Source organism: Bradyrhizobium campsiandrae (assembly GCF_014529705.1).
Lineage (GTDB): Bacteria > Pseudomonadota > Alphaproteobacteria > Rhizobiales > Xanthobacteraceae > Bradyrhizobium > Bradyrhizobium campsiandrae.
Genome location: NZ_JAANIH010000012.1, coordinates 1 through 20,551, shown reverse-complemented (window position 1 = coordinate 20,551; position 20,551 = coordinate 1). Strand labels below are relative to the sequence as shown.

Genomic DNA, 20,551 nt, shown 5'->3' with positions numbered 1-20,551 from the left:
AACGGGAATGAGACCATGTACCTGGAAAAATTCAAGCTGAGCGGCAAGACCGCGTTCATCACCGGCGGCGGGCAGGGCATCGGGCTTGCCTGCGCCGAAGCGCTGGCCGAGGCCGGCGCCAAGGTCATCATCGGCGACCGCGACAGCAAGGTCGCCGGCGACGCCAAGGCCGGCCTGAAGGCGAAAGGCTACGACATCGAGACCGCGATCATGGACGTCACCGACACCAGGCGTGTGGCGGAGGTCGCCAATGATCTCGTCGCCCGCCACGGCAAGGTCGACATCCTCGTCAACAATGCCGGCATTGCCCGCAGCGAGACGCCGGCCGAGACCGTGACCGACGAGCACTGGCTCAATGTCATTGACGTCAACCTCAACGGCACCTTCTGGTGCTGCCGCGAGTTCGGCAAGCACATGCTGAGCGCCAAGAGCGGCGCCATCGTCAATGTCGGCTCGATGTCCGGTTTCATCGTCAACAAGCCGCAGGAGCAGTGCTTCTACAATGCCTCCAAGGCCGGCGTGCACCATCTGACCAAGTCGCTGGCCGCCGAATGGGGCGCGCGCGGCATCCGCGTCAATGCGGTGGCGCCGACCTATATCGACACGCCGCTCAACGCCTTCGTCAAAAGCACCCCGAAAATGTACGATGCCTGGATCGGTGGAACCCCGATGGGCCGGATGGGGCAGGTCGAGGAGATTGCCTCGGTCGTGCTGTTCCTGGCCTCGGAGGCCGCGAGCCTGATGACCGGCAGCATCGTGCTGGTGGATGGCGGCTACACTTGCTGGTAGGCTCGCCGTCAAAACTGGCGAGAGCTTCCGGGAGCGACAATGCCGCGAGCGTATATCGGCGTCGACGTGGGGACCACGAGCACGCGGGCAGGGGTGTTTGACGAGGCGGGAACGCTGCTTGCGACCGCCAGGCATCCGATCCGGATCTGGCACGAGGCCGGCGACATCGTCGAGCAATCGTCCGAGGACATCTGGCAGGCCTGCGTCACATCGGTCCGCGCGGCGATGGCGGAAGCGGCCATTGCGCCCGATCAGGTCGGCGGTATCGGTTTTGATGCGACCTGTTCCCTGGTGGTGCTCGACTTCAAGGGCGAGCCGCTCACCGTCAGCGCCTCCGGCGAGGCGCAGCGCAACGTCATCGTCTGGATGGACCATCGCGCCATCGCCGAGGCGCGGCTGATCAACGAGACCGAGGATGCCGTGCTGCGCTATGTCGGCGGCTCGATCTCACCGGAGATGCAGATGCCGAAGCTGTTGTGGCTCAAGCGTCACCTGCGCGCGAGCTTCGATGCCGCGGGGCATTTCTTCGATCTGGCGGACTATCTGACCTGGCGTGCCACCGGATCGCTGCAGCGCTCGACCTGCACCGTCACCTGCAAATGGAACTATCTCGCCCATGACGGCGGCGGCTGGAGCGCGCCGTTCTTCAAACGCATCGGCCTGTCCGACTTCGTCGGCGAAAAATACGCCCGCATCGGCACCGAGATCGTGGCGCCCGGCACGCGGCTCGGCGCCGGTCTCACCCGCACGGCTGCCGGCGATCTCGGCCTGTCCGCCGGCACGCCCGTCGGCGCGTCCTTGATCGACGCCCATGCCGGCGGCATCGGCGCGATCGGCGGGCGTGACGGATCGGGCGGGACGACCGACGTCACCGATCGCCTCGCCTATATCATGGGAACGTCGGCCTGCATCATGGCGACGACGAAGGAGCCGTGCTTCGTGCCGGGCGTCTGGGGTCCCTATTATTCCGGCATGGTGCCGGATTTCTGGCTCAACGAGGGCGGCCAGTCGGCCGCGGGCGCGGCGATCGACCATCTTCTCAAGTCACACCCGGGCCATGCCGAGGCGAGCGCGGCAGCGCGTCGCGAGGGCGTCGACCTCATCGAATTCCTCGAGCGCCGCATCATTGCGCGCGCCGGCGATGCCAGCCGCGCAGCACTGCTCGCCCGCGACGTGCACGTGCTCCCCGAATTCATCGGCAACCGCTCGCCCCATGCCGATCCTGACACCCGCGCGGTGATCGCAGGGCTCGATCTCGACACCGACGTCGGCGCGATGGAGCGGTTGTTCGTCGCCGGCCTCTGCGGCCTCGCCTACGGGCTTGCCGAGGTGATCGAAGCCTTTGCCGCGCAGGGCGTGCATGCGGGCAGCATGATCATGGGCGGCGGCGCCAGCCGTAGTCCTCTGGTACGGCAGATCATGGCGGATACGACCGGTCTCACCGTGGCGCTGCCGCAGACCAGGGAGCCGGTGCTGCTGGGCGCGGCGATGCTGGGTGCCGTCGCCGGCGGGGCCTGTGTCTCGATCGGCGAAACCATGGCGAAGATGTCGGCGCTCGGACGCAAGAGCGAGCCGACCGCGCCCGACATGTCCGCGTTTCACAAACGCAAGCGCGAGGTCTACAAGCTGCTGCGTGAGGTCGATCGCGGCAGCCGGGCGGCGATGGCCGACATCGCCAAAAGCTAGAAGGACACGTTGAGGGACATGCTGATTTCCTGCGGCGATGCGCTGATCGATTTCGTGCCGACGAAAACCGCTGACGGCCGCGAAGCGGTGATGCCGGCCGTCGGCGGCTCCTGCCTCAACGTTGCGATCGGCATCGCGCGGCTCGGCGCGGCGACCGGCTTTGTCGGCGGCATCTCGACCGACATGTTCGGGCGCATGATCGCCGACCACGCCGCCGCCTCGCATGTCGAGCTGGGCCTTGCCACCCGCAGCGACCACCAGACCACGCTCGCCTTCGTCCGCATCGTCGCCGGCGAATCGCATTACGCCTTCTACGACGCCGAGACCGCGACGCGGCACTGGACGTTTCGGCGCGGCACCATCGCGTTTGATGCGGTCGAGGCCATCCATGTCGGCTCGACCACGCTGGTCAACGACCAGGGCGCGGCCGAGACCAGGGCCCTGGTCGCCGACGCGAAGGCGTCGTCGACGATCTCCTTCGATCCGAACTGCCGGCCCAACCTCGTCAAGGACAAGCCGGCCTATCTCGCGCGCATGGCGGAGTTCGCCGGCGACGCCGATCTCATTAAGATGTCCGATGTCGATTTCGCTTATCTCTTCGGCGAAGAGCCATATCAGCAGCGCGCGCATGCGCTCTTGGCGCAGGGGCCAAGCCTCGTCGTCATCACCCGCGGCAACAACGGCGCCATCGCCTGGCACGCGAAGGCAGGCCAGATCGAGGTCCAGGCGCCAAAAGTCGCGGTCGCCGACACCATCGGCGCCGGCGACAGCTTTCAGGCCGCGCTGCTGTTCGCTCTGCACAAGCAGGGCTGCCTCGCGCGGCAGCAGCTCAGGGACATCAGCACCGACGAGCTCCGCCGCGCGCTGTCCTTTGCCGCCAATTGCGCCGGCCTCACCTGCACCCGCCCGGGCGCCGATCCGCCCTGGAGCCATGAGGTCAGCTGGAGCTGGTAGTCCGGCTGGCGCGGCGCGATGTTCACGGCGGGCGGTGGCCATGCGCCAGCTGAAATGGACAGGTCGGCTGCCTGCTGGCAAGGTCTGCGCGTCCTGACGCGAGCCTATCAGTATGAGCAACGACCTCTGTTTCCTCTCCGCGACCGAACTGCGCGAACGCATTGCTGACAAGACGGTCTCGCCGGTCGAGCTCACCAGCGCCGTGCTCGAGCGCGCCGAGGCGCTGCAGCCAAGGCTGAATTGCTTCATCACGATCTGCGGCGATGAGGCGATGGCAGCGGCCCGCGAGGCCGAGCGCAAGGTGATGTCGGGCGAGCCGCTTGGCCTGCTGCATGGCCTGCCTGTCACGGTCAAGGACATCGTCAACACCGCCGGCGTCAAGACCACCTTCGGCGCCGTTCCCTACAAGGACAACGTCCCCACCGAGGATGCCGTTGCAGTCGCAAAGCTGCGCAGCGAAGGCGCGATCCTGATCGGCAAGACCACGACGCCGGAATTCGGCAGCAAGTGCCTGACCGATTCCCCGCTGTTCGGCCGCACCTGCAACGCTTGGGACGCGCGGCGTTCCTCCGGCGGCTCCAGCGGCGGCGCGGCCGTGGCGGTGGCGAGCGGCATCGCGCCGCTGGCGATCGCGACCGACGGCGGCGGCTCGACGCGAATTCCCGCCGCCTGCAACGGTGTCGTTGGCCTGAAGCAGAGCAACGGCGTGATCGCACACAGCCAGGCGCTCGATGCATTCGGCAATCAGACCTATGTCACGCCGACCACGCGCACCGTCGCCGACACCGCCTTGATGATGCAGGCGATGGCAGGCGAGGATGCCAGTGATCCCTGGTCGATCGGCATGCCAGTGCCCGACTTCATCGGCACCGCCGTGCCGCGGGGCGATCTGCGCGGCCAAAAGATCCTGTTCTGCGCCTCGCCGCCGGGACGCCCGGTGTCAGCAGACGTCGCCACGGCCTTCAAGGCGAGCCTCGACCGGCTCGCAAGCCTCGGCGCCGAGCTCGAGGAGTTCTCCGGCGAGGGCTACGACGTCGAGCCGATCTGGCGCGCCATCAATCACACCGTCTGGCGCTCGCGTTTTTCGAAGCTGGTGGCCGAGCATCGCGAGGTCCTCAGTGAGGCCTTCATCAAGCAGATCGCACTCGCGAGCAATGTCAGCGGCGTTGACTATCAGGAGGCGATGTTCGCGCGCACGACGTTGTTTCGTCGCGTGCAATCCCTGCTTGCGCGCGGGCACTTGCTGGCGATGCCGACCATCACCCGCACCGCCCTGCCGATCGACCAGGACCTGTTCGGCACCATCGACATCGACGGCCAGCGCTTTGACAGCGTCCGCCCGCACTGGTTTCCCTGGACCATGCCGTTCAACATGACCGGCCATCCCGCGATCAGTCTGCCCTGCGGCTTTGCCCGCGACGGGCTGCCGATCGGGCTCCAGCTCGTCGGCCGCTTCCGGGCCGATGCGGAATTGCTGCGCGTCAGCGCGCTGTTTGAGGCTTCGGCTGATCTCTTGGCCCGTCGACCGGACTGATGACAGCTTGCAGTCCCGTCATCCTGAGGTGCGAGGCATGGGACGCAACGCGTCCCATGGGGAGCCTCGAAGGATGAACGGCCGAGATGCAGCCGGGCCGTCGCCCTTCGAGGCTTGCCCTGCGGCGCGCCGCGCCGAAGGGCGCGCACCTCCAGCGACAACGGCTTTGCCGTTGCGCGGGGTGACGGTTATGGAGGGGCGCTGCGCTCGCAAAGGGCTTGCATCGGACGTCCGGACATGGTGTTCGTGCCGCCGATGAGCCCTGAAACCGATCGCGCATGAGCGTATTTGTCCTCCGACGTGTCCTGACATTGCTGGCGACGCTGGTCGGCGCGTCCGTGATCATTTTCCTGGTGCTGGATGCGCTGCCGGGCAATGCGGCGCAGATGCTGATGGGCGCCGATGCCTCGGCCGACGCGGTCCGTGCGCTCACCGTCAAGCTCGGGCTGGACCAGCCGCTGGCGGTCCGCTATCTGCAATGGATCAAGGGGCTCCTCGTCGGCGACCTCGGCAATTCCTATGTCTACGGCACGCCGGTCGCGAGCCTGATCGCGGAGCGGCTGGTGCTGACCATTCCGCTGGCGATCATGTCGATGCTGATCACCGTGGTGCTGGCGCTCTCGGCCGGCATCTACACCGCGGCCAACCACAACAAGCTCGGCGATGTCGGCGTGATGTCGCTGACGCAAATTGGCATCGCGCTGCCGAATTTCTGGTTCGCCATTCTCCTGGTTCTGCTGTTCGCCGTGCGGCTGCAATGGCTGTCCGCGGGCGGCTTCGCCGGTTGGGATGACGGGATCTGGCCAGGCATCAAATCACTGCTGCTGCCGTCGATCTCGCTTGCGGTGGTGCAGGCGGCGATCCTCGCCCGTGTGACGCGGTCGGCCGTGCTCGAGGTTCTGCGCGAGGATTTCGTCCGCACCGCGCGCGCAAAGGGGCTCGGCAGGCGAGAAGTGCTGTGGAGCCACGTGCTGCGCAATGCCATGATCCCCGTCATGACGGTGATGGGCCTGCAATTCGCCAATCTGCTGGCCGGCACCATCGTGATCGAGAACGTGTTCTATCTGCCCGGCCTCGGCCGCCTGATCTTCCAGTCGATCGCCAACCGCGACCTGATCGTGGTGCGCAATTGCGTGATGCTGCTGGCCGCCATGGTCGTCATCGTCAATTTCGTGGTCGACGTGCTCTACGCCTTCATCGATCCCCGCATCAAGGTGCATGACCTGTGAGCGCGCAGCTTTCCACGCCTGACGACGCGCCGGTCGCAACGCGATTCCTGCCCGCCCGCACGTTCTGGGGCCGTGCGCTGCGCCATCGCAGCTTCGTGCTGGGCGGCGCGCTCAGCCTGCTGGTGGTCGCCTCGGCGCTGCTCTCGCTGGTGTGGACGCCGTGGCCGCCCGCCGAGATCGATATCGCCTCGAAACTTCAGCCGCCGTCGGCGGCGCACTGGCTCGGCACCGATTCCTTCGGCCGCGATATCGTCTCGCTGCTGCTCGCGGGTGCGCGCTCGACCATCCTGGTCGGTATCATCGCTGTCAGCATCGGTCTTTCCTTCGGCGTCTGCCTCGGCCTGATCGCCTCGGCCAAGCGGGGTTGGACCGAAGAGATCATCATGCGCTTCTCCGACTTCACCTTCGCCTTTCCCGCCGTGCTCTCGGCCATCATGCTCGCCGCGGTCGCGGGGCCCGGCATGGTGACCTCAATCATCGCGATCGGCATTTTCCAGATCCCGACCTTGACCCGGCTGACGCGTGGCTCGGCCAACGCGATCTGGGCGCGCGAATTCGTGCTGGCGGCGCGCGCCTCGGGGAAGGGCGCCTTCCGCATCACCGTCGAGCACGTCCTGCCGAACATCCTGTCGATCCTGATCGTGCAGGCGACCATCCAGTTCGCGCTCGCGATCCTCGCCGAAGCCGCGCTGTCCTATCTGGGCCTCGGCACCCAGCCGCCGCAGCCGTCTTGGGGCCGCATGCTGAACGATGCGCAGACCCTGCTGTTCCAGTCGCCGACGCTCGCGGTCTATCCGGGCGCGGCGATCGCGATCGCCGTGCTTGGCCTCAATCTGCTCGGCGACGGCCTGCGCGATCTGCTCGATCCCCGACTGGCGCGGGAGCGATGACGATGGCTGATCCCGCCACCATGCCGCTGATCGAGGTCGACAATCTCGGCGTCCGTCTCAACACCAGCCGCGGCCCGGCGCAGGCCGTGCGCGACGTCAGCTTTGCGCTGAAGCGCGGCGAGACGCTCGGGCTCGTCGGCGAGTCCGGCTGCGGCAAATCGGTGACGGCGCTGTCGCTGATGGGCCTGTTGCCCGACAGCGCAATCGTCACCGGCAGCGTCAGGCTCGATGGGCGCCAGCTCGCGCGGCTCCCGGACGCGGATTATTGTAAGCTGCGCGGCAACCGCATCAGCATGATCTTTCAGGAGCCGATGACGGCGCTGAACCCGATGCACACGATCGGCCATCAGGTCGCCGAGCCGCTGCGGCGTCACAAGAAATATTCCGCCGCGCAGGCGCGGAGAGAGGCGATCGCCTTGCTCGACCGTGTCGGGCTGCCCGATCCGGCCAGGCGCGTCGACGCCTATCCGCATCAGTTCTCCGGCGGCCAGCGCCAGCGCGTCACCATCGCCATGGCGCTCGCCTGCGAGCCGGACCTGTTGATCGCGGACGAGCCGACCACCGCGCTCGACGTCACCATTCAGGGCCAGATCCTCGATCTCATCGCAGACCTCGTCGAGGAGCGCGGCATGTCGATGATCCTGATCTCGCACGATCTCGGCGTCATCGCCGAGAACGTGCAGCGCATGATGGTGATGTATGGCGGCACCGTCGTCGAGAGCGGGCCGACCGACGAGGTCTTCCGCCGCATGGGCCATCCCTATACGCAAGGCCTGTTTCGCGCCCGGCCGAAGCTCGGCGCGCGCAAGGGAACGCGTCTCAAGACGATCTCCGGCACCGTGCCGGAGCTCGCCGATCTGCCGATGGGTTGTACGTTCGCCGATCGGTGTCCGCTGGTGATCGACGAGTGCCGCACCGCGCTTCCGCCGATGGTCGACGTTGGTCCCGGCCATGTCGTGCGCTGCATCAGGACCGATGTCTCCATGGCTGCGAATGTCGGAGCGCTACCCGCATGAGCGCAGCACCTCTTCTCGACGTCAGGAATCTCGAGCAGCGTTATACGCTGCCGCGCGAAAGCCTGTTCCGTCCGCCCGGCCAGGTGCGGGCGCTGAACGGCGTCAGCGTGCAGGTCGAGGCCGGCAAGAGCCTCGGCATCGTCGGCGAATCCGGCTCGGGCAAGTCCACCTTTGCGCGGGTGGTGATGGCGCTGGAGCGGCCGACGGCGGGCGAGGTCACGCTGCTCGGCCGCGATCTCAACCGCATCTCTCCGGACGAATTGCGCCGCGCCCGGCGCGATTTCCAGATGGTGTTCCAGGACCCTTACGGATCGCTCGACCCGCGCCAGACCATTGCCCGCATCGTCGCCGAGCCGCTCACCGTGCTTGACGATGCCGACCGCACCACATTCCGCGCCCGCGTCGCCGCCGTGCTGAAGCAGGTCGGCTTGCGCGAAGCGGACATGGACAAATATCCGCACGAGTTTTCCGGCGGGCAGCGCCAGCGCATCGCGATCGCGCGTGCGCTGATCACCCAGCCGAAACTGATCGTCGCGGACGAGCCGGTCTCCGCGCTCGACGTCTCCGTACAGGCCCAGGTGCTCAATTTGATGCAGGACCTCCAGGAGCAGTTCGGCCTCAGCTACATCCTGATCAGCCACGACCTCGCCGTCGTCGATTATCTCTGCGACGAGGTCGCGGTGATGTATCTCGGCCGGGTCGTCGAACAGGGGCGGCCGGAGGATTTGTTCGAGCGCTGCGCCCATCCCTATACGCGGGCGCTGCTGGATGCGGTGCCGCGGGCGCGCGCCGGCGGTAGCCGGCGCCGGCGCGGAGCCCAGGCGATCGCCTCGCAATCGGCGGCCGCCAGCGGGTGCCCCTATGTCGCGCGCTGTCCGCTCGCCGACCAGCATTGCCGCGAGGTCCCGCCCTTGCTAGGCAGGGTGGGTGAGGGGCATCTCGCCGCCTGCCACAAGGCGGAGGCGGTGATGGCATTGCCGCAGGCGGCCCTGGAAGGTTAGTGTCCGCCGCGAGATTGGCGTAGGCTGAAGAACAGAGAAGGCCGGGAGTTGGGCATGTTGAAGAAGCTATCGATCGTCGCTTTTGCCGCTGCATTGGCGGCGGCGCCGCTGCCGGTGCTGGCGCAGGGAAAGAAGGACAGCGTCGTCATGGGCATGACGCTGGAGCCGCCGGGGCTCGATCCCACCAACGCCGCGGCCGCGGCGATCGCCGAGGTGACGCTCTACAACATCTATGAGACCCTGACCAAGATCAACGAGGATGGCTCGGTCTCGCCGCTCTTGGCCGAGAGCTGGACGGCGTCGCCTGACCTGAAGACCTATACCTTCAAGCTGCGCAAGGGCGTCAAATTCCAGAACGGCGAGGCGTTCGATGCCGCCGCGGTGAAGTTCTCGTTCGAGCGCAACGCGGCCGCGAACAGCACCAACAAGGACAAGAGCCTGTTCCAGGCGTTCGAGAAGGTCGAGGCGCCCGACGCGGACACGGTCGCCATCACGCTGAAGAATTCCGAGCCGAACCTGCCGTTCCTGTTGGGGCAGGCAAGCGCCTCGATCGTCGAGCCGAAGAGCGCCGCGACCAATGTCACGCAGCCGGTCGGCACCGGCCCCTATCAGCTCGGCGCCTGGGCCAAGGGCTCCTCGATTACGCTGAACAAATGGGCCGACTATCGCAACGCCTCTGCGATCAAGCTGTCCAAGGTGACGATCCGCTTCATCTCCGATCCTGCGGCCCAGGCGGCGGCGCTGCTCTCGGGCGACGTCGACGCATTTCCGCGCATCGCGACCCGCGTCGTCGCCCAGTTCAAGGCCGATCCCCGCTTTACCGTGCTGATCGGAGGCTCGAAGGCCAAGACCATTCTGGCCATCAACGAAAAGAAGAAGCCGCTCGATGACGTCAGAGTGCGCCGCGCGATCCTCGCCGCGATCGACCGCAAGGCCCTGATCGACGGCTCCGTCGAAGGTTTCGGCACGCCGATCGGCAGCTTCTACACGCCGGGATCGCTCGGCTATGTCGACACCACCGCCATCAACCCTTACGATCCCGAGAAGGCGAAGAAGCTGCTGACGGAGGCCGGCGTCACCACGCCGCTCGAACTCAGCCTGAAGCTGCCGCCGCCGCCTTACGCACGGCAGGGCGGCGAGATCGTCGCAGCGCAGCTCGCCAAGGTCGGCATCACCGCCAAGATCGAGAACGTCGAGTGGGCGCAGTGGCTGTCGCAGGCCTTCGCGCCGAACGGGCCGCACAATTACGACCTCACCATCGTCTCCCATGTCGAGCCGTTCGATCTCGTCAAGCTGACCGAGCCGGATTTCTATCTCGGCTACAACAGCGAGGCCTTCAACGCGCTCTACAAGCAGATCGTGTCGACGCCGGACGAGGCCGGCCGGGCCAAGCTGCTCGGCGACGCCCAGAAGATGCTGGCAACCGACGCGGTGGCCGGCTTCCTGTTCCAGCCGCAATGGCCCACGGTCGTCAGCAAGAAGCTGAAAGGCGTCTGGAAGGAAGTCCCGCAATTCGAGAACGACCTCTCGGCCTGGTCCTGGGAGTAGCTTCGGACGGACACGGAACGTCACCGTCATCCCGAGGTGCGAATGGCGCGATGCAAAGCATCGCGCCGGGAGCCTCGAGGGGCGACGGCCCGGCAGCATCTCGGCCGTTCATCCTTCGAGGCTCGCCCGTCAGCGCAGCCGCGCGGTGCAAAGCACCGTGCGGGGAGCCTCGAAGGATGACGTCGTGGGCATCTATGTCTATATGCTGCGCTGTGCCGATGGCTCCTTCTACATTGGAAGCGCCACCGGCGAGGATACATCCAAGCGGGTCGATCAGCACAATGCCGGCGCTTATCCGGGATACACCTATTCGAGACGCCCGGTCGTGCTCGTGTGGTCGGAGTATTTCGAGCGGATCACCGACGGCATTACGGCCGAGCGACAGCTCAAGGGATGGAGCCGTGCCAAGAAGGAGGCGCTCATTCGTTCGGATTGGAAATCGGTGAGCCTGCTCGCGCGCAGGCGCGCGGGAGCGCCTAAGTTGAAGAAGTAAGCGTGCGTCCGGCGGGATCTCGGCCGTTCATCCTTCGAGGCTCGCCCGGCAGCGCAGCCGCGCCGCCGGGCTCGCGCCTCAGGATGACGGGATGAGAAGTCGTGGCGCCGGTCTTGAAGGCGGATTCGGCGGCGTACTCAAGGTTGTTTCATCATATTGACCACAAGCACGCTGCCGTCATCCTGAGGTGCGCCGGGAGCCTCGAGGGATGACGTCGTGGGCATCAGCGAACGCCAGGGCAGATCCTACGCCCCAGAGGTCGTTGACCTGCGTCAAACCGAACCCGACCGGGGCTGCTAACAAGGCTCAGCCGAAAACGGGGCGCAGCCATGATGATCTCGTGCCTGAAGGGATTGATGATTGCCGGACTTGTCGCCGGGTTTGCCGGCGCGGCTCAGGCCGAAAACATCGATATCGGCAAGTCGGAATTCCTGTCCTCGTGCGCAAGCTGTCATGGCGCGGATGGAAAGGGCAAAGGGCCCGTCAGCGAGCAGCTCAAGGTGCCGCCTGCCGATTTGACGATCCTGGCCAAGACCAACAACGGCGTTTTTCCAACGAATGCCGTCTATGAAACCATCTATGGTTCGAAGCCCGTTGTCGCTCACGGCACGCGTGAAATGCCGATATGGGGGGAACGCTTCAACCCCATCGTCAATTTGCCGCACTCCGTCGATCCCTATTATTGGCAAAAGGCCGGACCGGAGCAAAATCCGGAAATTGTCGTGCGAACGCGCATCCTCGCTGTCATCGATTATCTGAATCGCATTCAACAGAAATAGCAACCGACGAGCACCGACCACGATGCCGGCTCGCGCTCCGACGCGCGGCAAATGTGTCGAGCTTTGCGGGCCGGCGGAATGATGCCGGTATACGGATTTTCAGAAGATGGCAGTATGCTCCTGTTTTGCCCGACGAGTCAAACGGGTTGTGTGCTCGGCTTGCGGAGAGGGCAGCCGGGCCGGCCGATACGGGCGCCTTCGCGGGGTTGCGGTTTGGCCGGGGGCAAACCGTTGATTTTCCTACTCCCCGGCTACTGTGCATGGGGTTGTTTTCGGATTTTGGCGGAGGCCTAGGCCGCCGCGGGTAGATCCGGATCGGCGATCGCTCCTGCGACGCGCACGCGGACGCGGAGTGCGTTGCCGGGCAGATAGGCGATCGGCATGTCCTCGACGTCGACGGTCTTGAGGCTGTCGCGCGCGGCGCCTGCCTGGACCGCGCGGTCGGCGGCGATGTCGCGCGCAGCCGCGATCGCATCCTCGCGGCTGAGGTCGCGGAACACCTGGTCGGCCTCGCCGGAGACCTGCGCGATCGCAGCACCCACCGCATTGGCGCAGTCGCCATGCGGCACGCGCACGATCTCGGAAATGCCGGGAAGGCGATCGGGCACCAGGAAGGCGCCGCCGCCGACCGCGAGCAGCGGCACGTCGCCGGCTTCGGTCTTCATGCGGTCGATGTCCTCTTCCAGCTTGCGCCATGCATCGCGCAGCGCGCCCTCGACCAGGCGCTTCGGCAGGTTCGCGACGCGCGAGCGGTCGCCGATGTCGATCAGGCCGGCGGCGACCGCGACGTCGGTCGCCGTGAGGCGCGCGCCGCCGAACACCAGCGCGTCCGAGGTCAGGCGATAGCCGACGCTGAGCGGGCCGACGTGTACCGGATCCTCGTCGACATGGCTGCCGCCGCCGAGGCCGATCGAGAGCAGGTCGGGCATCCGGAACAGCGTGCGCACGCCGCCGACCTCGACCACGGCATTCGCCTCACGCGGGAAGCCGTGACGCAACTGGCCGATGTCGCTGGTGGTGCCGCCGACATCGACGACCATGGCGTCATCGAGGCCGGAGAGGTGCGCGGCGCCGCGCATGGAATTGGTGGCGCCGGAGGCAAAGCTCATCACCGGGAAGGCGGTGGCGATCTCCGCCTGCATCACCGTGCCGTCGTTCTGGGTCAGGAACAGCGGTGCATCGACGCCGCTGTCGGCGATCGCCTTGCGGAAGGCCGCGACCGTGGTGACGGCGAGATCGTGCAGCGAGGCGTTGAGCAGGGCGGCATTCTCGCGCTCGAGCAGGCCGATGCGGCCGAGATCGTGCGACAGCGTCACCGCGACGTCGGGGCAGATGTCCGCGAGGATCTCCCGCGCGGTGGTCTCGCAGGAGGGATCGAGCGGCGAGAAGCTCGAGCACACCGCGACCGAACGCAGGCCCGCATCCTTGATCTTGCGCGCGGCGCTCTTGAGGCCGGCAACGTCGAGCGGCATGAACGGTCGGCCGTCGTAATCGTGGCCGCCCTCCAGCATGAAGATCGAGCCGTTGACGAGGGATGCGAGATCCGTCGGCCAGTCGCAGAACGGCGGCAGTGAGGCGCTCGCGGGCATGCCGATGCGGATCGCGCCGATCTTCTGCACGTGGCGGCGCTGCACCACGGCGTTGATAAAATGCGTTGTGCCGATCACGACCGCGTCGACCTTGACGGCCGCGGTCGGCTCGGCGCGCAGCGCCTTCAGCGCATCGAGGATGCCCGAGGTGACGTCGGCCGTGGTCGGCCGCTTGACGGAATGGACGACCTTCTCGTCGACGATCAGCACGGCGTCCGTGTTGGTGCCGCCGACATCGATGCCAATACGCTTCATGGGATCTTAAGCTCCGGCTGCTGCGGACGAGAAGAGGGAATGGAAATCGAGATCGTAGCCGAAGGCGCGCGGGCCGACGAATTCGAGGCCGCGGGGAGACGTCAGCACCGGCGGGGCAGGCAGGGCGACGACGGTGACGCGCTGGCCATAGCGGATAGTCTCCGTGCCGATGCCGTGACCGTTGACGCTGTCGAGCACGCAGATCAGATCGGGCGAGGTCGCGATCGCCTCCTCATCGCGCCAGGCCACGATCCATTCGTTCTGGAACGAGAGCTTGAGCTTGGTGCCGCGATCGGCATCGCTGCCGTCGACCATCGCGATGCCGCGCAGGAAGCCTTCGGTGGTGCGCCGGGCGACGTCGACGATCTTGCCGGTGAAGAGCTTCTTGCCGCCCTCGGTTCCGAGCAGCGCCGCGATCGGGTCTTCGTGGCGGCGCTTGGCCTCCTGCACGGCGCGGCCGATGCGGATAGCCTTGGTGGTGGTGAAGTGGATGCCCCAGTCCTTGACCTCGCGCCCCGTGCGCGGCGCCTTGCTGGTCGAGGCGATCGAGCCCATCTCGACGCAAATCTTGCGGCTCGCCCGTTCCATCCACTTCCAGGTGGGTACCTTCGTCACCACGGCCTCGATGCCGCGAGGATCGTACAGCGTGCAAGGGTACGGACGTAAGTCCCCAATCGCGACCGAGGTCATCTGCGCCTCGGGGAAGGCGCGGCCCATGCAGTCGGCGTCGACCACCGGGATGCCGAGATGCGCAGCCGCCATCAGCGCCTGCACGCCGTTGCCGCCGCCGATCTCCACCGACATCACCGCGCGGAACTTGATATTGTTGATCTCTTCCTGCATGCGCACGGCGCGCGCGATGTTGCGGCTGTCGGCGAGGCGTTCTTGTCCGACCAGCGGCGCGCCCATGTTGGAGACCACCGCGACCCAGTCCTCGTCGTCGAGATCGAGCGGCGACATCAATTGCACGAGGTGGCCTTCGGCGTAGAGCCGGCGCAGGTTGAGCAGGCCGAGATACGGACTTCCGCCGCCGCCGGTGCCGAGGATCCAGGCACCGACCGCAAGTGCTTCGATCTCGTCGAGGCTGATCGTCTTCAATTCCACCGTGCTCACGACACCAGCTCCTCGACGATGCGGGCCGCGGCAGCGATGCCGAGGATCACGGGACCCGGATAGGCCTTGCGCACGCGCGCCTTGTTGGCGCTGGAGTAGCTGATGCAATCCATCACCACGAGAGCGGGCTCGAGGTCCGCCATCGTGCGCGCGGCCTCGTCCACCGTGGCGTCGCCGGAGCCGGGACGCAGTGTGATGCCGACGACCTCCACACCGTCGCGCTGCCATTTCTTGTCGATCAGTGCGGTCTGCTCGGGCAAAGGCGAGAACACCCCGAGCCGGCCCTTCGGCAGCACGGCCTCGACGAGGTTGTGCAGAACGGCCGAGGGTAGGATGACGAGACCGTCGGCAGCAAGATTGGGGAATTTGCCCGTGCAGGCCATCAGCGTCACGCCGACGCCCTCGTGCTTGAAGCGGGTGATCTGCTGGCTCGCGCGCCGCTCGACTTCCTTCTTGCTGATGGTGACGCCGTCGCCGTTCGGCAGCAGCGTGAACAGCGTGTCGTAGCCGTCCATCGGCGGGATCGCATCGATCTCGGCGCGGCTCATGCCGTCGAGTGCGCCGCGGAGCTCGATCTGAATGCCCGGCGACAGCACGGCGGCGATCTCGGCCGCAACGGTGGGGCGCGGACTCTGGCCGATCACGACCACTCCGATGCGCTGGTGCTTCAATGGCATATTCATCTGGCCTAGTCCTTCAACACGACGAGATCGGCCGGCGTCCATTCGAGCGTGACACCGTTGCCGGGGACGAACAGGTGGGTCGTGCCTGCATTGGGCTGCTGCACGAGGACGCGATGGCCGCCCTCGAGCGTGACCCGGTAAAGTACGGCACCGCCGAGGAAGTTGGTGTTCTCGACCATGCCGTGGACGGAACTTCCGGCCGCGCCGGCGACGTCAGCGCGCAGCGTGAGTCGAATCTTCTCGGGCCGCAGCGCAACCGAGAGAACGGCGGCACCTTGCGCCTCGGTGGCCGGCAAGGCCAGGATCAAATTCTTGCCGACGTCCAGGTTCGGGCCGACGCGCTCGCCACGAAAGATGTTGGTGTCCCCGATGAAGTCCGCGACGAAGCGCGTCTTCGGTTGGTCGTAGATCTCGGTCGGCGTTCCGACCTGCTCGACACGACCGCCGTTCATCACGGCGATGCGGTCGGACATGGCGAGCGCTTCTTCCTGATCATGGGTGACGAAGACCAGGGTGAGGCCGAGCTTCTTTTGAAGTTGCTTGAGCTCAAACTGCATCTGCTGGCGCAGCTTCTTGTCGAGGGCGCCTAACGGCTCGTCGCACAGCAGAACGCGGGGGGCGATGACGATGGCGCGGGCAAGCGCCACGCGCTGCTGCTGTCCGCCCGAGAGTTGCGCAGGCCGGCGGTCTTCCAGGCCGGAGAGCTCGACCATGGCGAGGGCCGCCTTCACCTTGGCGGCGATGGTCGTCTTGTCGAGCCCGCGCATGCGCAGACCAAAGGCGACGTTTTCGGCGACGGTCCGGTGCGGGAACAGCGCGTAGTTCTGGAACACCATGCCCATGTCGCGCTTGTGCGCGGGCACATGGGTGATGTCGGCGCCGTCGACCCGGATCGCGCCGGCGCTCGGTGTCTCGAAGCCGGCGATCATGCGCAGCGTCGTGGTTTTGCCGCAGCCGGACGGACCAAGCAGGGAGAAGAATTCGCCCTGCCGAATATCCATCGCGACCGTGTCCACCGCCCGGACGCCGCCGTCATAGACCTTGCTGACGCCGGCGATCTCGATCGAGGCGCTCATGCGCGGAAGATCCGGTTGACGCGCTGGTCGATCTCGTCCTTGCGCTCATTGTACCATTTCCAATCGACCTGGATCAGCTTCGAGACCTTCTCCGGCGTGGTCAGCAGCTTGGCGTCGTACTTGGCGTCGAGCTTCACCTTTTTGTTGGCCGGCGAGTACCACACGGTCTCCGCAAGGCGCTTCTGCACCTCCGGACGCAGCATATAGTTCACATAGGCGTTGGCGAGCTCCTTCATCTTGCTGCCGGGCGTGATGGTCAGGACCTGCTCCAGCGACAGCACGCCTTCGCTCGGCGAGACGAAATCGGTCGGCTGGTTCTGGCCGTCATAGCGGTAGATGCCGGAATCGTGGATGACGCAGAGGCTGACTTCGCCCGACAGCAGCATCTTCTCCATCGCGCCGGTGAAATCGACGATCTTGATCGGTTTCAGCTTCTCGAGTGCGGCATAGGCTGCGTCGAGATCGGTCTGGCCCTTGCCGAACAGCGTACCGCACATCATCAGGAAGGCTTGGCCGAGACTGTTGACGGGAATGACATAGCCGCCGCGGACGCCGTTGTATTTCGCGTCCCACAGCTCCTTCCAGGAGGTGATGGGGCCATAGCCCTTGTCGGTGCGAAGGCCGAGGCCGATGGCACTGGTGAAGATCGAGACGCCGACGATCTTGTCGCTGACCGCGTAGGGATAGACGTCGGCGAGGTTCGGCACCAGGTTGGGATCGATCTTCGGCTCGACCAGACCCATCTCGGCGGCCGCCCACTGCTCGTTGGAGTTGGTGTGCAGCACGTCGTAGATCGGCGCCGAGCGCGAGCTCGCTTGCAGTTTCGGCAGATAAGGGAAGGCGGAGTCAATCTGGAGCTTGCACTTGAACTCGCTCTCGAAGGCGGGTCCGATCTCGGCCTTCATGACCTCGCCCCACTTGCCGCCCCAGCCGGTGATGCGCAGCGTCGGATCGTCGGCGCGAGCGACGTAAGGAGCGGCAATGGTGCCGACGCCGAGCGAGGCGCTTGCGATCAGAAAGCGGCGGCGGCTGAGCCGTGACGATCCCAGAGCTTTCATCATGTGTCGATTCCTTCGGGTGTGCGTTACAATTTGACGTAGGAGCGCAGGCCGACCGTGCGGTCGAGCCCGATGACGACAACGAAGGCGAGCACGATCGACACCACCGAAGCCGCGCCGATGGTGCCGTCCAGATCGAACTTGAGATAGTTGAACAGCGTCACTGGAAGCGTCTCGTTGCCCGGCGAGACCAGGAATAGCGATACCGGAAACTGGTCGAAGGAGACGATGAAAGCGAATATCGCGCCGGCCATGACGCCAGGCTTGATCAGTGGCAGCGTCACTTCGAAGAAGGTGCGCAGCGGGCTCGCGCCGAGATTTTGTGCGGCTTCCTCCAGGCGCGTATCGAAATTATGCAGCACGGCGAGCGTGGTCCGCACCACGTAAGGGAGCGTCACCAGCGTGTGGCCGGCAACCAGGCCCCAGGTCGGCCGTCCCACATCGAGCAGCACGTAGGTCTGGAACAGCGCGAGGCCCGTAAGGATCGCCGGCAGCATCAAGGGCGAGAGCATGGTCGCCACAATCAGCCGCGTGCCCGGCAGGTTGCCGCGCGCGAGCGCCAGGGCGGCCGAAGCGCCGAGCACGGTTGCCGACAGCGTGGTGAGCACGGCGACTTCCAGGCTGAAGCCGAGCGCCTGCATGAAATCGCGCGAGGCGAAGAATTTCTCGAACCAGCGCAAGGAGACGCCGACCGGAGGAAACTGGATGAACGGCGTGGGGTTCAGCGCGAACACGACGACGATCGCGATCGGCGCCAGCAGGAAGATCAGGATCGCGGCGTTGAGCGCGAGGTAGAGGTAGCGGCCGTAATGCCTGGCCGGCCCGGGCATCCGCACAGACGTCGTTTGCCGGGCCGTCGGGAGTGAGGGACTATGCGAGGCCGAGGTCTGCATCATCGGCCTCACTGCAATTCGCGTTGGCCAGAGACGAGGCCGAGTGCGCGGTTATAGGCGATGACGAGCAGAAGCGAGATCACGAGCAGCACGATGCCGAGCGCCGCCGCGAAGCCGACGTTGAAGTTCGCGGAGATCTGCTGATAGATCAGGATCGGCAGCGTCATAATTTGGAAGCCGCCGAGCAGGATCGGCGTGACATAGGCGCTGATCGCCAGCGCGAATACCAGCAGCGAGCCCGCGAGGATGCCGGGCAGGCTGAGCGGCAGCGTCACCTCGAGGAAGGCGCGCAACGGGCTGGCGCCGAGATTTTCCGCAGCCTGCTCCAGCCTCTCGTCAATGCGGCCGATCACGCCGGTGAGCGTCAGCACCATGAAAGGCACATAGATGTGGACGAGACCGACAACGATTCCGGTTTCGGTGTACATCAGCTTCAGCGGCTGAGCGATGAGTCCAAGCGACATCAGGGTCTGGTTGACCACGCCCTTGTCGGACAGCAGCGTCATCCAAGCAAAGGTCCGCACCACGATCCCGGTCAGCATCGGCGCCAGCACCGCCATCAGCAGTAGCGCATGCCCGGTGCGGCTCTTGATCCGTGCCATCCAATGTGCCAGCGGATAGCCGATCAGCAGCGCGACGAGTGTGGTCACGAGCCCGATCCGAATCGTGGTCCAGATCACTTCGAGATAATAGGGATCGCCGATCATGCGGGCGTAATGGCGCGTGGTGAAGGAGACCTTCGGCATAACCACGGGATTGCCGGTGAGCACGCTCATCAGCGCCATCAGCCCGATCGGCAGGAAGAAGAACGAGGCGAACAGGAGCGCGCCCGGCAGGATGAAGAGCGCAAGGCCATTGGGGCGTTGGCTGGCTACGCTGCTCATCGCGTCCCTGTCCGGATGTGGGCGGCGTCCTGATCGAGCGGATCGCCGGTCAGTCGTCGCAATTTCGCGGCCATCGCGGCGAGTTCGCGCCGAACGTTGGCGCGCTCGGCGGCTGTGGTCGCCTGCACTGAATAGGACACCGCGATTCCGACCATCTCGCCGGTCTCGCCGCTCTTCAGCGCAAAGCCTTGCGAACCAACGCCCTCGATCGATTCATCGGCCGCTTCCGACACGCCGGTGCGGCGGATCTCGTCGAGACGCACCATTAATTGCCTGAAATTCTGTGGCGAGTTGCGCGGCAGCTTTGGATAGGTCGCGGGCACGCGCGCGCGGATGTCTTCGTCCGACAGGCGGGCCAGCATGGCGCGGCCGTTCGAAGTCGCGAGCGCTGGCGTGCGCTGGCCTGGCGGATTGACGACGCGCAGCGGATTGGAGCCCGGCACGATGCGGAGCACGACCTGCTCGTAACCGTCGAGCACGGCGATGTAACCGGTGTGTCCGGTGCGCGCGCAAACCTCGCGCAGCTCGCGCTCGGCCATGCTGATGAGGTCGTCGTGGGCGCGGTGCAGCCGCCCGAGTTCAAAGGTGAGCAGGCCCGGCCGATAGCGGCGCGTATGCGGATCCTGCTCGAGCAGGCCGCAGTCTCGCAAGGAACGTAGTAGCCGCGAGGTCGAGCTCTTCGGCTTGCCGGTGAGCGCCATCACATCCGCGAACGACAGATCCGGCCGCGCGCTGGAGAAGCAGCGGAGAATCTCGATCGCGTTCGTCAGGGCGCTCATGCAGGCTGATCCGGGCAGGTTCCATATTTCGGAACTATGTCCCAAATTTTAAGTCTGTCGCGGAAGCGGGCAAGCGGAAATTTCGCGCAAGCTGGCGCCCGATTGCGCAGCTGCGGCGGAAGGTCGCTTGTTTGAGGAAAGCGGCGCACCGGAGAACCGGTGCGCCGGGTCGTTTGGATCAGGCCACTTCGGCGGCGACGTTGCCGATCCAGTCGCGGGCGAGTGTTACATCGGCCTGCGAGAGCTGATGGCCTGTCGGCAGGACCTTGTGGACCACGCTCGCGTCCGCTGCCGATAGCAAC

The 20,551-nt window shown here is 65.9% G+C and carries 19 protein-coding genes and 1 pseudogene; 11 read left to right on the top strand and 9 right to left on the bottom strand.

What is annotated here, in order from left to right; genetic code table 11:
* Positions 1-15: 15 nt before the first annotated feature.
* The 11 genes from G8O24_RS11040 (at position 16) to G8O24_RS10990 (ending at position 11,919) form a co-directional block, all read left to right on the top strand.
* The gene (locus G8O24_RS11040) at positions 16-789 is read left to right on the top strand and encodes an SDR family NAD(P)-dependent oxidoreductase (protein WP_188099071.1); all 774 of its coding nucleotides are present in this window, start codon (positions 16-18) and stop codon (positions 787-789) included.
* A 39-nt stretch (positions 790-828) separates the two neighbouring features.
* The gene (locus G8O24_RS11035) at positions 829-2,475 is read left to right on the top strand and encodes an FGGY-family carbohydrate kinase (protein WP_188099069.1); all 1,647 of its coding nucleotides are present in this window, start codon (positions 829-831) and stop codon (positions 2,473-2,475) included.
* 18 nt (positions 2,476-2,493) lie between these two features.
* Positions 2,494-3,429, top strand: coding sequence for a carbohydrate kinase family protein (locus tag G8O24_RS11030; protein ID WP_188099067.1), 936 nt, complete (start codon positions 2,494-2,496; stop codon positions 3,427-3,429).
* Between the two features lie 112 nt (positions 3,430-3,541).
* Positions 3,542-4,963: an amidase gene (locus G8O24_RS11025; protein WP_188099065.1), complete on the top strand. Its 1,422-nt coding sequence runs from the start codon at positions 3,542-3,544 to the stop codon at positions 4,961-4,963.
* A gap of 278 nt (positions 4,964-5,241) precedes the next feature.
* A complete protein-coding gene (locus G8O24_RS11020) occupies positions 5,242-6,192 on the top strand; it encodes an ABC transporter permease (protein WP_188099063.1) in 951 nt (316 codons plus the stop codon).
* Positions 6,189-7,082: an ABC transporter permease gene (locus tag G8O24_RS11015; protein WP_188099061.1), complete on the top strand. Its 894-nt coding sequence runs from the start codon at positions 6,189-6,191 to the stop codon at positions 7,080-7,082. The genes G8O24_RS11020 and G8O24_RS11015 overlap by 4 nt, the downstream gene beginning before the upstream one ends.
* A 2-nt stretch (positions 7,083-7,084) precedes the next feature.
* The gene (locus G8O24_RS11010) at positions 7,085-8,098 is read left to right on the top strand and encodes an ABC transporter ATP-binding protein (protein WP_188099059.1); all 1,014 of its coding nucleotides are present in this window, start codon (positions 7,085-7,087) and stop codon (positions 8,096-8,098) included.
* Positions 8,095-9,099, top strand: coding sequence for an ABC transporter ATP-binding protein (locus tag G8O24_RS11005; RefSeq protein ID WP_188099057.1), 1,005 nt, complete (start codon positions 8,095-8,097; stop codon positions 9,097-9,099). The genes G8O24_RS11010 and G8O24_RS11005 overlap by 4 nt, the downstream gene beginning before the upstream one ends.
* Before the next feature lie 54 nt (positions 9,100-9,153).
* Positions 9,154-10,647: an ABC transporter substrate-binding protein gene (locus G8O24_RS11000; RefSeq protein ID WP_188099055.1), complete on the top strand. Its 1,494-nt coding sequence runs from the start codon at positions 9,154-9,156 to the stop codon at positions 10,645-10,647.
* Between the two features lie 184 nt (positions 10,648-10,831).
* The gene (locus tag G8O24_RS10995) at positions 10,832-11,140 is read left to right on the top strand and encodes a GIY-YIG nuclease family protein (protein WP_188099053.1); all 309 of its coding nucleotides are present in this window, start codon (positions 10,832-10,834) and stop codon (positions 11,138-11,140) included.
* Positions 11,141-11,469: 329 nt separating this feature from the next.
* The gene (locus tag G8O24_RS10990; protein ID WP_188099051.1) at positions 11,470-11,919 is read left to right on the top strand and encodes a c-type cytochrome; all 450 of its coding nucleotides are present in this window, start codon (positions 11,470-11,472) and stop codon (positions 11,917-11,919) included.
* Between the two features lie 290 nt (positions 11,920-12,209).
* On the opposite strand, the gene G8O24_RS10985 is transcribed toward G8O24_RS10990, so the two are convergent.
* The 9 genes and pseudogenes from G8O24_RS10985 to G8O24_RS44280 form a co-directional block, all read right to left on the bottom strand.
* Positions 12,210-13,763 carry a hydantoinase/oxoprolinase N-terminal domain-containing protein gene (locus G8O24_RS10985; RefSeq protein WP_188099049.1) on the bottom strand — a complete coding sequence of 518 codons (1,554 nt, stop codon included), beginning with the start codon at positions 13,761-13,763 and terminating at the stop codon, positions 12,210-12,212.
* A gap of 6 nt (positions 13,764-13,769) precedes the next feature.
* On the bottom strand, positions 13,770-14,876 hold the full coding sequence (locus G8O24_RS10980; protein WP_188099047.1) for an S-methyl thiohydantoin desulfurase family protein: 1,107 nt from the start codon (positions 14,874-14,876) through the stop codon (positions 13,770-13,772).
* The gene (locus G8O24_RS10975; protein ID WP_188099045.1) at positions 14,873-15,559 is read right to left on the bottom strand and encodes an AroM family protein; all 687 of its coding nucleotides are present in this window, start codon (positions 15,557-15,559) and stop codon (positions 14,873-14,875) included. Before G8O24_RS10975 ends, G8O24_RS10980 begins: the two co-directional genes overlap by 4 nt.
* A 5-nt stretch (positions 15,560-15,564) precedes the next feature.
* Positions 15,565-16,635, bottom strand: a complete 1,071-nt coding sequence (locus G8O24_RS10970) for an ABC transporter ATP-binding protein (protein WP_188099043.1) — start codon at positions 16,633-16,635, stop codon at positions 15,565-15,567.
* Positions 16,632-17,696 (bottom strand): ABC transporter substrate-binding protein, encoded by a 1,065-nt coding sequence (locus G8O24_RS10965; protein WP_188099041.1) that lies wholly within the window; start codon positions 17,694-17,696, stop codon positions 16,632-16,634. The genes G8O24_RS10970 and G8O24_RS10965 overlap by 4 nt, the downstream gene beginning before the upstream one ends.
* Positions 17,697-17,719: 23 nt before the next feature.
* Positions 17,720-18,586, bottom strand: coding sequence for an ABC transporter permease (locus G8O24_RS10960; protein ID WP_376708084.1), 867 nt, complete (start codon positions 18,584-18,586; stop codon positions 17,720-17,722).
* An 8-nt stretch (positions 18,587-18,594) separates the two neighbouring features.
* Positions 18,595-19,470 carry an ABC transporter permease gene (locus G8O24_RS10955; protein ID WP_188099038.1) on the bottom strand — a complete coding sequence of 292 codons (876 nt, stop codon included), beginning with the start codon at positions 19,468-19,470 and terminating at the stop codon, positions 18,595-18,597.
* Positions 19,467-20,249 carry an IclR family transcriptional regulator gene (locus G8O24_RS10950; RefSeq protein ID WP_188099036.1) on the bottom strand — a complete coding sequence of 261 codons (783 nt, stop codon included), beginning with the start codon at positions 20,247-20,249 and terminating at the stop codon, positions 19,467-19,469. The genes G8O24_RS10955 and G8O24_RS10950 overlap by 4 nt, the downstream gene beginning before the upstream one ends.
* Before the next feature lie 178 nt (positions 20,250-20,427).
* Positions 20,428-20,551: pseudogene (locus tag G8O24_RS44280) on the bottom strand (alpha/beta hydrolase); the annotation flags it as partial.